The 10,166-nt window shown below is 58.8% G+C and carries 12 protein-coding genes; 7 read left to right on the top strand and 5 right to left on the bottom strand.

The features are described 5' to 3' along the window. Together PQR02_RS38500 and PQR02_RS38495 are read right to left on the bottom strand one after the other, a co-directional pair. On the bottom strand, positions 1 to 895 hold an 895-nt coding region (locus PQR02_RS38500; RefSeq protein WP_408243072.1), incomplete at its 3' end, for a sensor histidine kinase. A 238-nt stretch (positions 896 to 1,133) separates the two neighbouring features. Next, positions 1,134 to 1,571 (bottom strand): response regulator, encoded by a 438-nt coding sequence (locus PQR02_RS38495; RefSeq protein ID WP_408243071.1) that lies wholly within the window; start codon positions 1,569 to 1,571, stop codon positions 1,134 to 1,136. Between the two features lie 358 nt (positions 1,572 to 1,929). On the opposite strand from PQR02_RS38495, the gene PQR02_RS38490 reads away from it, so the two are divergent. The 6 genes from PQR02_RS38490 to PQR02_RS38465 all read left to right on the top strand — a co-directional run bounded on the left by PQR02_RS38490 (position 1,930) and on the right by PQR02_RS38465 (position 7,704). Further along, positions 1,930 to 2,151, top strand: a complete 222-nt coding sequence (locus PQR02_RS38490) for a hypothetical protein (protein ID WP_408243070.1) — start codon at positions 1,930 to 1,932, stop codon at positions 2,149 to 2,151. A 184-nt stretch (positions 2,152 to 2,335) separates the two neighbouring features. Continuing rightward, positions 2,336 to 4,828 (top strand): DNA ligase D, encoded by a 2,493-nt coding sequence (ligD, locus tag PQR02_RS38485; protein WP_408243069.1) that lies wholly within the window; start codon positions 2,336 to 2,338, stop codon positions 4,826 to 4,828. Between the two features lie 183 nt (positions 4,829 to 5,011). After that, a complete protein-coding gene (ku, locus tag PQR02_RS38480; protein ID WP_408243068.1) occupies positions 5,012 to 5,962 on the top strand; it encodes a non-homologous end joining protein Ku in 951 nt (316 codons plus the stop codon). Continuing rightward, positions 5,959 to 6,801 (top strand): tetratricopeptide repeat protein, encoded by an 843-nt coding sequence (locus tag PQR02_RS38475; RefSeq protein WP_408243067.1) that lies wholly within the window; start codon positions 5,959 to 5,961, stop codon positions 6,799 to 6,801. The genes ku and PQR02_RS38475 overlap by 4 nt, the downstream gene beginning before the upstream one ends. A 280-nt stretch (positions 6,802 to 7,081) precedes the next feature. After that, positions 7,082 to 7,399 carry a glycine zipper domain-containing protein gene (locus tag PQR02_RS38470; RefSeq protein WP_408243066.1) on the top strand — a complete coding sequence of 106 codons (318 nt, stop codon included), beginning with the start codon at positions 7,082 to 7,084 and terminating at the stop codon, positions 7,397 to 7,399. Between the two features lie 29 nt (positions 7,400 to 7,428). Beyond that, positions 7,429 to 7,704: a GlsB/YeaQ/YmgE family stress response membrane protein gene (locus PQR02_RS38465; protein ID WP_408243065.1), complete on the top strand. Its 276-nt coding sequence runs from the start codon at positions 7,429 to 7,431 to the stop codon at positions 7,702 to 7,704. A 191-nt stretch (positions 7,705 to 7,895) separates the two neighbouring features. Here PQR02_RS38465 and PQR02_RS38460 read toward each other — a convergent pair whose 3' ends face one another. Further along, the gene (locus PQR02_RS38460) at positions 7,896 to 8,303 is read right to left on the bottom strand and encodes an Hsp20/alpha crystallin family protein (protein ID WP_408243064.1); all 408 of its coding nucleotides are present in this window, start codon (positions 8,301 to 8,303) and stop codon (positions 7,896 to 7,898) included. A gap of 11 nt (positions 8,304 to 8,314) precedes the next feature. Continuing rightward, a complete protein-coding gene (locus tag PQR02_RS38455; RefSeq protein WP_408243063.1) occupies positions 8,315 to 8,755 on the bottom strand; it encodes an Hsp20/alpha crystallin family protein in 441 nt (146 codons plus the stop codon). Positions 8,756 to 9,001: 246 nt separating this feature from the next. Between PQR02_RS38455 and PQR02_RS38450 the strand changes: the two genes are divergently transcribed. Further along, the gene (locus tag PQR02_RS38450; protein WP_408243062.1) at positions 9,002 to 9,385 is read left to right on the top strand and encodes a hypothetical protein; all 384 of its coding nucleotides are present in this window, start codon (positions 9,002 to 9,004) and stop codon (positions 9,383 to 9,385) included. A 149-nt stretch (positions 9,386 to 9,534) separates the two neighbouring features. Here the strand turns inward: PQR02_RS38450 and PQR02_RS38445 are convergent. Continuing rightward, positions 9,535 to 10,166: alpha/beta fold hydrolase (locus PQR02_RS38445; RefSeq protein WP_408243061.1), on the bottom strand; the 632-nt coding region annotated here is incomplete at its 5' end.

The raw sequence follows: 10,166 nt of genomic DNA, 5'->3' as shown, positions 1-10,166 counted from the left end.
CAGGCGCATCAAGCCCGCTAACCTTCAATGTATGCCGACGTGAGTCGAAGTGATGCCTGACCGCCGCTAACGCGTCAAACGCAATCTCGTTAAGGGACGTGTCGCTGTGTTTGATGGTAAGTTTGCCGTGCTTCAATCGCGCAGCGTCAAGCAGGTCGTCGACCAGCGTTCGCAGATGCCTTACCTGCCGTTGGGCAACGGTTAATACCTCTACCGCCTTCGCGTTGTCGGCACACAAACGTTTGGCCGCGCCAATAGCACTGTCAATTGGAGCCATCGGATTGCGCAGTTCGTGTCCAAGCATGGCGATGAATTCACTATGCCGCCGGTCACTCTCAATGCCGCTGTCGCGGGCGTCAACGATATTTAGCGCTGTCCCGGCGAACACAGCAAGATTTGAGAGCAGCCGGACATCCTCGCGGTCGAACTGACGTTCATCGGAGTGGGACATCACCCATATCGCGCCCAATTGAGCGTCACCGCCAGGTATGGGGACGACAATACCCTCAGTAACTTTGACGCCGGGAATCTGGAGGCAAGCGAAATGGTCCTGCGGTCGGACAAACAATTGGGGCGCTCTTGCCTGTAGCGCTACCCCGCAAGGGCACTCGTTCCATGCTGTCGCCTTACCCTGCAGGTCAGCGCAGAGGCCTGCGACCGCCAACCACCGGAAATACCGACTATCGCCAGCCCCCTCAACAAGGCTGATACCTGCGCTACCTGCACCACAAATCGACTGTGCCGTCGCCGCGATTTCTTGCAGCAGATTGGCCCTCGGCCCTGTCTGGGCTTTGGCAAGCCTAACTAGCGCACTGTTTTCTGAAGCGTAGTCTGGCTGCCTCGCTCCTCGGTTGGCGAGTTCGTCGTTGTTGGTGTACGGGCTATTGCTTTCCATGAAGTCCGGCCCAGCTTCTGACATTGAAATGAAGCCGCGAGACCGCAGCGGTAGACGTGATTCAATCGTTAGATGACAACTGGCTTGGTCAAGGATATTTGGACGGTCGCGATGCTTTGCCCCAGCCCGCGAATCTTGACCTATTTTACGCGGACCCTGCGGAGGTGACCGGAGAAGTCGCTTACCTCACTCAGACGCACGCTCATCGAGTAAGGTTGGATTGCTACGGGCGAACGTTCTACGGCCAGCAGCGCTCGTTGACAGGCTGCCAGCGAGGAGGCGGTCGACCCGCAAAAGCTGGCGACGTGATGCTAGTTGTCAGTCGCGCTGCTACGAACGCGTTGACGGTCTGCAAGAGCATCTGGAGGTCGGCCGGCTTTCGAAAAAAAGCTGACCAGCAGCGTGGGTCGGAACTCGGCTCGGCCATAGCAGATAGCATCACTATTGGCAAATGCGCGAACGCGGGTTGGCATCTGACTCGTCTGCACAGCTCCGCCCCGTCCATCTCAGGCATTTGCCAGTCAGTAACGATTAGCGCGGGCATTTGGTGCAGGACAGTCCGTAGCGCTTGCGCCCCGTTTTGCGCAATCAGCACGTGATGGCCCCCGCTTTCGAGTGCCAGTTGGAGCGCCCACAGGTTATCGGGGTCATCATCAACGAGTAGAACAGTCGACATGGCTCGGCATGCTTAAACATTTGCTTAGCCTGCGCAACAGCCATGCCTCCCATAAAGCGGATGCCTTTGTACGCGCGAGGCTACGGAATCCAAGTGGTCACGTTCACAACGAGCCGCCCAGGTCAGCGGCCGTCGTCGAGCACCTGCCGAACCTCACGCGCATGATTGGCTTGCTGCTACGCAATCAGTCGAATCTTGGAGCGCAATGCAGCGCGCACCTTGCATCATTCTCGGACGGCTCGAAGCTAAGCATTCCTCCCCAGCGTCCACAAGTAATCCGAGCGGCTATTCCACGCTTGGCCGGCTCGGAACATCGCTTGCTTCGTCGGTGTTCTCAACCATTTGAAGGGGAAAGACGATGGCGGGCGAAAGTTCATACAAGCCGGGCGAAATAGTAAAAGTTTCGGGTATTTATTCGGTCGTGCATGATGATGGGAAAGACACGTTCGAGGTCACCTGCGTCGAAGGCGAACACTTTCCGCCAACACGTAGCGGCAAAGGTGCGCATTTCGAACTGAAATACGCAGCGACGCATTCACACAAGCATGGTGAACTGAAGGGCACCGAAGGCCGGAGCTAAACCAGGTTCTAACATTGGCGCGTCGCAGAGTGATACTTTGACGGTGCGCCTATAACCTTTGGCCTTCGAGCTATGGGCGGATGGAAGTCTGGCGGTCGCCGTGGCGCTGCCACTAAAGCCTGTGCCTCCGGCGGTTAGCCGGCGCGGAAACCTACCTTGATTTGGGCGTTCTTCGACTGCAGCCATGGTCACGACTCGCAGCGCGGCGTCTTCACCTCTCAGCCGCTACCGGAAAATGCGGGATTTCGGAGCTACGCCCGAACCTGCACCATCGACCCACGCCACGCGCAGGTCAGCGGGCCGTGGTTTCGTCGTTCAGAAGCACTGGGCGAGTCGCCTTCATTACGATTTCCGGCTTGAGCTGGATGGCGTGCTGGTTTCGTGGGCTTTACCCAAGGGGCTGTGCTACGACCCAAAGGAAAAACGGATAGCCATCCACGTGGAGGACCATCCGCTGGAGTACGCGACATTCGAAGGAACGATTCCGCCCAGGCAGTATGGCGCTGGCGCCGTCATCGTGTGGGACCGTGGGACGTGGGAACCGGTCGGTGACCCACGAAAGGCATTGGCGGCTGGCAAGCTGATATTCCAGCTCCATGGCGAGAAACTCGCGGGCTTGTGGGAGCTGGTCCGCATATCCAAGCCGGAGGACAAGCAAGACCAGTGGATGCTCTTCAAAAAACGCGATGAGTGGGCGCAGCCGCTGGCGAAATACGATGTCATCAAGGCGCTTCCCGACAGCGTCGCCACCAAGCCCTTGGGGCTCGTCGAAGAGCGTGAGCCGAAATCCGTGCGGCCGGCGCGCAAGAGCAACCAGGACCTAGACCTGTCTGCCGCCACGAGCGCGCCGCTCCCCGCAAAACTCGAACCGCAGCGCGCGACTCTGGCTTCGTCACTGCCGACGGGCGGCGACTGGATAGTCGAGTCGAAACTGGATGGTTACAGAATGCTCGCCCGCGTCGACAAGGGGCGCGTGAGGCTGTTCACAAGCGGCGGCCACGACTGGACGAAGAAGCTCGCAAGCCTGGCTGCAGAGGTTGCAAAGCTGCCAGTCCCGAGTGGCTGGCTGGACGGCGAAATCGTCGTGCTCAGAAACGGCCTCCCAGATTTCGGCGCGCTTCAGAACGCTATAGATGGCGCCGCGAATGAGGAAATCATTTATTTCCTGTTCGACCTGCCGTACTTCGAAGGGAAGGACCTCAGGAATGTCCCGCTGTGGGCGCGGCGCGCGCTGCTTTTGCAACTGCTCAAGGATGAGGGCGACCGCATCCGGTTCAGTCAGGACTTCGACGCTCCGGTGGCTCAGATATTCGAGGCGGCTGCTGGTTTAGGTCTCGAAGGGCTGATGTTGAAAGGTCGCGACGCGAAATATGAGTCAGGGAGGACCCAGACATGGCTGAAGGCGAAGTGCCGCCTGCGACAGGAGCTGGTTGTCTGCGGCTTCACCGCTAGAGGCGGCAAGGACGGAGAAGTCGGCAGCCTTTTGCTTGGATACTATGTCGGCAAACAGCTTCATGATGCCGGGAGCGTCGGCACCGGTTGGAATGCCCGCACTGGGCGGGACCTGTGGATGCGCCTGACGCCGCTGGAGCTGGACGCAGCGCCCTTCGACGTCGCCGTATCGAAGCCCAGCCGCTGGTCAAGGCGTGCGGCGGCCAGCGAGCGCTGGGTTCGGCCTGAGCTCGTTGCCGAGGTCGAATTTGCCGAGTGGACCGCGGAAGGTGTTGTGCGCCAGGCGTCGTTCAAGGGTCTGCGCGCCGACAAGCCCGCGCGCCTTGTCGTCCGGGAAGCCGGTGAGACTCTGACGCCAGCGCCCACTTCTCAGGTGAAAGTCACGCACCCTGAGCGTATCGTCGACCCGACAAGCGGCGTTACAAAGCTGGACCTGATTCGGTACTACGAAAGCGTTGCCCAATGGATGCTTCCGCACCTCAAGGACCGGCCGCTGGCCATGGTCCGCGCGCCCACTGGTATTTCTGGTGAGCTGTTTTTCCAGAAGCACGCCGAAAAGACTGCCATGCCGGGGCTGAAAGCCCATAACCGCGATTTGTGGTTGAATCACCCGCCGCTGCTGACCGTCGATACCGCTGACTCATTAATGTCGGCGGCCCAGATGAATGTCGTTGAGTTCCATACCTGGAATTCCACGGTCCTGCAAATTGACAAGCCCGACCGCGTCATCTTTGACCTGGACCCGGGCGAAGGGGTCAAGTGGAAGCAGATTCAGGAAGCGGCTGTGCTTGTGCATGCGCTGTTGACAGAGCTGGGCCTCAAAGCCTGGCTGAAGACAAGCGGAGGCAAAGGACTGCATGTTGTCGTGCCGCTGACGCCCCGACTGGACTACAAATCGGTAAAGGCGTTTTCGCAGGCGTTCGTCCGGCATCTGGCAAAGACCATCCCCGAACGCTTTTCGGCAACGTCGGGGGCTGGCAACAGAGTTGGCAAAATCTATGTTGATTACCTGCGCAACGGAAAGGCGCAGACGACTGCCACCGCATTTTCTGCGCGGGCTCGGCCCGGAATGGGTGTTTCGATGCCAGTGTCGTGGGAACAACTCCCCGACCTGAAAAGCGGCGCGCACTGGACGGTGCAAACAGCGAGAGAGTATCTTAGCTTCCAGCCGCGTGACCCGTGGGAGGCATATTGGACAACACGCCAATCACTGGCGTCGCGGTGAAGCGTCTGCGGTAGGACGGCAGTCGGGCTGCAACGGTCTGATGGCTCGAAGCTACGTGCATGGATGGTAACTGGCAGCAGAGATAGGCACATCCCATGCTGTTTTGCGCAGGGGTGGTACCCGGAAACGGATGGTGTGTAAGTACGCCTGCGGATTGCCGCCGGCCGGTCTCAGGAGAATCTCATGGCAGCGCGTTCCATCGCATCGCTGACGCTTTCCTTCGGTCTGGTGTCCATACCGGTGAAGCTATATTCGGCCACGGACAGCGCTGCCGGCGTTGGCTTCAATCTACTGACGCCGGAAGGCGGCCGGGTCAAGCAGCAGTACATATCCGAGGCCACGGGCGATGTCGTCGCCCGCGCCGACATGAAGAAGGGCTACGAATTTGAAAAGGGGAAGTTTGTCGTCTTTGCGCCTGACGAACTGAAGGCGCTTGAAGAAGGTGCGAGCCACGTAGTCGAGATTGTTTCCTTCGTTCCGGAAAACTCGGTGGACCCGCTCTACTATGACAAGGCGTACTTCATCGCTCCCGACAAGCGCGGCGGCAAACCCTACAGCCTGCTGCAACAGGCCATGCGAGAGAGCGAACGCTGCGCGCTGGCCAAATGGTCGTACAAGGGAAAGACCCGAATCGTTCAGATAAGGCCAGCGGAGGACGGGATGGTCTTCCAGCAGCTACTGTTTGCCGATGAGGTAAGGGCGCTGAGCGATTTGCATATTGAGCAGGTGACGGTCAGTGCCATGGAACTGAAGCTTGCGCTTCAAATCATTGACCAAGTTTCGGAAGATGCGTACGACCCGACGGCGTACGAAGACGAAGAAAAGAAGCGGATTCTCGAAGCCATCGACCAGAAAATTGCCGGCAAACAGATTGTGTCACCGGAGGGGCCTGCAGAGGAATCTGGCGGCCAAGTGATTGACCTGATGGAAGCGCTGCGAGCAAGTCTAAGTGCCAACAAAACGAAACGAGCCGCCCCTGCGAAACCGGCTGCAAAGACAACTGCTCCGAAGAAGGCTTCGCCCGATGACGACGTCGAAGCGCTATCAGCCAAGCCACGGCGGCCCGTCAAACGAGCCGCACCGAGAGTCGACGTGAAAGAAGCGCCGCCGGCAAAGGTTCGAGCTCGCAAGTGAACAGAAGAAATCTGTCACGCGACTATTCGTTGCGAAGCCTCCAGTCGCTACTGGGCGTCTCGCGCAGAGTTCTATCCGGGCTGATTGACGCGGGCTTCGTCCATCCCTCGCGTGGCCGGCGAAACGAACTCCGGTTCTCGTTCCAGGATGTCGTGGTCCTTCGCACCGCATTTCAATTGCAACCAGCGAAAGTTTCATCACGGAAAATTCTGAAGGCGCTTGCCAAGCTGAAAGCGGAACTCCCCGACGAGCTTCCGCTGTCTGGAATCCGAATCACATCGGTCGGTGAATCGGTGGCTGTCAGGTCAGGACAGTCCCAATGGGACGCGGCCTCGGGCCAGCACCTCCTCGATTTCGAGGTTGCACCTATTCGAGGTGATGTTGCGTTTCTGGACGCGGCACCGCGAAACGTGGCGAGCCGGCAAGAGCAGGCAGAAGAATGGTTCGCACTTGCCGAACAGCTCACTGAAACAGATGCGGTCGGTGCGGAGCAGGCCTACCGGAAAGTGCTTGAGCTTGCGCCATCACCGCATTACGACGCATATACCAATCTGGGCGTATTGCTATGCGAGGCGGAAACGCGTTGCGATGAGGCGTTGTCCGTCTTCGATGGCGCACTCGAGCATTTTCCCGAGGACGCGTTGCTTCACTTTAACCGCGCGGTCGTCCTAGAGGAACTGAAACGCTATGACGCGGCGGCAGCAGCTTACCAGCGGTGCTTAGAAATTGACCCGACGCATGCCGACGCTCACTTCAACCTCGCTCGCCTGAGCGAGCTTCGTGGCGACAAACAGGGGCTTGTCCGACACCTGAGTGCCTATCGTCGGCTGGTTGGTTGATGAGGCATCGGACCGGTCTTTCTTCCCGCGGACCGAGGAAGCCTCGATGGCACCAGCATTACCGAGGGAGGATGGCCTTCCGCGATACCAATCGCTAGCCGTGGTTATCGGCCCACGCGCGACACCAGGAAAGGCCGGCCGATTCTGCCTCCTCATCAGTGTCGAATACGCCCAGCACTCCAGAGGCCACTACAACCTTCTCCACCCGCGTTCGGCGTTCTCTGCGGGGCACGCCACTTGCTCAACTCTTGGGCCATTCAAACGAACTATGGAGGTTCAAATGACCGAGTCCCATCAATTAATCACCCCGGCATCCGGTACGTCGTCCGTTGCGTCTGACCCGGCCAATTCTGTCGGTTCATCTCAACGGAGCAACGGCTCCACAGCGAAGTCCAGCGCCAGCGAAGGGGACCGGGCAACCAGTGCATCGACGCTGTCCGACCTGAAGGAGAAGATTGCCGGTGCACGGGAGGTGGTCAAGACGAAGTATCGTGTGGTCTCTGAATCGACCGACGATTACGTTCATGAGGCTCCCTGGAAAGCGGTCACGATGGCACTCATCGGGGGGCTCATCATCGGACTGCTTGCTCGCCGCTAACGCGAATTTAGCTCTATAGGAGAAGACACATGGACCCGGTCTCGCATGGAATCCTTTTCTGGCTGATTATCGGAGGCATTGCTGGCGCCTTGGCCGGTCGTATCGTCGATGGCGGTGGCTTCGGCATCGTGGTCGACATCATCGTGGGAATTGTCGGAGCCTTCATAGGAGGTTGGCTTGGCGGGGCGCTGGGTCTACATCTGGGAAGCGGCATAATAGGCTCACTTATTACGGCGTTGATTGGCGCGGTCATCCTGCTCGCTGTCCTGCGACTTGTGAGCCGAGGTCGGGCGCGTCCACTCTAAAGCCTTCCATTTCTTTATACGCTGGGCGTACCGGTACTGACGGCAAATAGGTCGAGCCTGAGTCAGTCCGGCGGCGAGCCGAGCACTGACAAAGCGCGATGAAGATGCGGCGGACCGCATCTTCATCACCGGCTCAACCGAAGCGCGTTACGTTTCAATTTGTCGCTATTGCCGTGCTTCTGGAACCGCATTCATCCTACGCTGACCTCAATGCGCCGTGGCTTTGCCTCCTCCCGACGCGGGATGGTCAGCTTTAGTACGCCCTCCTTCAGATTGGCTTCAATCCGCGAAGTGTCGAAGTCGTCGCTGACGGCAAACTGCCTCGAAAAATATGGCGCGCGTATCTCCGCGTGCGAAAGATGCAAATTCGCAGGAGTTGGTACCGCCGACTCCGCTTCGATAGTGAGACTTCCGTCATGCACGCTCACCTCTAAGCGCTCCCTCGTCACGCCGGGCAGGTCTGCCAACAGTGTCACTCCCTGACTGTCCTCGAAGATGTCTACCGCTGGATTCAGCTTTAGCCGACGCGTCTTTTCCTCGGTAGCATTGCGGCTTACAGCGCCAGTCTCGCGCTGGGCGATTTGGGTCGGGTCGCTCATGATGTCACCTCTCACTCAACCGTAATTGCACGGGGTTTCGAAGCCTCGCGCTTACCAATCGAAATCAACAGGCATCCGTCTACGTAGCGCGCCTGCACCTTGTCGGGGTCCGCATGCTGCGGCAATTCGACTGCTCTGCGGAATGAGCCGGCGAATCGCTCTTGCGCGTAGGCGCGCCGGCTTTCGGCGGAATGGCGCAGTGAGCTTGTCCGCTCGCCGGCGATGGTGAGGAGCCCCTTGTCGATGGAGATATCCAGTTTTGTTGCATCGATACCAGGCGCAAACGCGACGATTTCAATCGTGTCGTCTGTCGCCCCGATGTTGATGGGTGGGAAGGTCCCGAGCCGGCTTGAGCGAAGGCTGGACGGAAATCCGCCGAACAGGGTAGACATCTGCCGTTGCAGACGGTCCAGTTCGCTGAAGAGTTCGGTGCCAAAGTAAAGGTCACTCATGGTCGCTTTCTCCTCTGGTGGCGGGGAGACGAACCGGCGTACGCGCTCCAGTCCATTTGCCCCGGCCGCAGACAAACAAGGTTGAAACACGCAGCGCCCGCGACAACCCGCGAGCAACTGCCTGAGCGCTTTGAAAATAGGATACGCACAATGATTTTCAAGCCCGCCAGTTGAAGAATTTTTCGCTCTTGAAAAGCCGATAACCGCCCCTACCATCCGCGCACCAGTGTCACCCAGGAGAACGCAATGGAATTCGAAACAGAGTGGATAACTCTCGGTAAGCATCGGTTGAGGTTGCGCTCAACGAAAGGCTTTCCGACTGAAGTGATGCATCAGCTTGCCGGGGTTGTGAGGCTGGCGGTTGATAACAACATGAGCGCGCGAGCCCGTATCGTCGAAATCGTTTTCCGCAAGGAGCAAAGTTATGACATAACAATAGGCACGACGCTTTCAGAAGACCGGATTTGTGCGCCGCAACTTGAGACCACAATCGCAACGGTAATGGGCTTGCTACCGGACCAGGTCAACATCCTGGTCGAGACGGTGACCCAGCAGGAGGTCCACCTGCATTTCGGCTTGTATGAACGGATGCTGGCCGAAAAGCTGGGCGTTGTCCCGCCAATCCAGTGATGGGATAACGGGGCCTGCGGCAATCCTCGGTGGCAGACGGAATTCGGCTTTCTAGGCCGTTTGCCATCCGGTGAGACGGGGTTTGAGACGCGGGCATTTCGCCCGCAGTCCTTACGATGTTTGAAGATGATTTCGCGCACTCGGAAACACTATCGACCTACAGCCCGCGTTACCGCCGCCCTAGGACCGCCCCGATGCTGGGCGAGAAGGTCCGCCACCACGCGCAGCACTTCCGGATGATGGACCATGCCCATATGGCTCACGTCCTCGACCTCAATGTTGCGGTGGTTCCTTGACTCGGTCGAGACGCATCCTTCCCACGCAACAATTCCGTCCGTTTTCGAGTAGACCGAAGCGCAGGGGACAGACGTGACGGCATCGGAGCGCCGCATTGATACTTGGCTCATTGGAGATATACCGCTGCTCAGCATGTTCAGCAGCCATCCGGCGTGAGTGGCGTCCGCGTTGTCGGCAACAGGGGTCGCCAGCGTGATGACCTGGCGCACCAGTTCCGGATATTTCGCGGCCAACTGACGGGCGTAGACGCCGCCAAAACTCCAGCCAAGGAGAGAAACCGAACGCCGATGCAACGCATGTATCTGCTGTAGATGGTCACCCAGACGTTCGAGCACCAGGTCATTGTCGGCACCCGGGCCGAAGTTGACGCCTTGCTCCCAATCGTGGACTTCGTAGCCCAGTTGTTGCAGGCGCTTGCGCAGGTCCGACGTCGCGGCCCCGCTGACACCGAGCCCGGGAAATACGAGTACCGGATGACCGTCAC

Origin of the sequence: Paraburkholderia sediminicola, from assembly GCF_046026895.1 — a bacterium.
GTDB lineage: Bacteria > Pseudomonadota > Gammaproteobacteria > Burkholderiales > Burkholderiaceae > Paraburkholderia > Paraburkholderia sediminicola_C.
The sequence above is the reverse complement of the archived record's forward strand: the minus strand, read 5'-3'. Positions and strand labels throughout refer to the sequence as shown.

Excerpts from the sequence above, each read along its gene's own strand:
- PQR02_RS38495 (WP_408243071.1), bottom strand. The coding sequence starts at position 1,571 with ATGTCGACTGTTCTACTCGTTGATGATGACCCCGATAACCTGTGGGCG.
- PQR02_RS38490 (WP_408243070.1), top strand. The coding sequence starts at position 1,930 with ATGGCGGGCGAAAGTTCATACAAGCCGGGCGAAATAGTAAAAGTTTCG.
- ligD (WP_408243069.1), top strand. The coding sequence starts at position 2,336 with ATGGTCACGACTCGCAGCGCGGCGTCTTCACCTCTCAGCCGCTACCGG.
- ku (WP_408243068.1), top strand. The coding sequence starts at position 5,012 with ATGGCAGCGCGTTCCATCGCATCGCTGACGCTTTCCTTCGGTCTGGTG.
- PQR02_RS38470 (WP_408243066.1), top strand. The coding sequence starts at position 7,082 with ATGACCGAGTCCCATCAATTAATCACCCCGGCATCCGGTACGTCGTCC.
- PQR02_RS38465 (WP_408243065.1), top strand. The coding sequence starts at position 7,429 with ATGGACCCGGTCTCGCATGGAATCCTTTTCTGGCTGATTATCGGAGGC.
- PQR02_RS38460 (WP_408243064.1), bottom strand. The coding sequence starts at position 8,303 with ATGAGCGACCCGACCCAAATCGCCCAGCGCGAGACTGGCGCTGTAAGC.
- PQR02_RS38455 (WP_408243063.1), bottom strand. The coding sequence starts at position 8,755 with ATGAGTGACCTTTACTTTGGCACCGAACTCTTCAGCGAACTGGACCGT.
- PQR02_RS38450 (WP_408243062.1), top strand. The coding sequence starts at position 9,002 with ATGGAATTCGAAACAGAGTGGATAACTCTCGGTAAGCATCGGTTGAGG.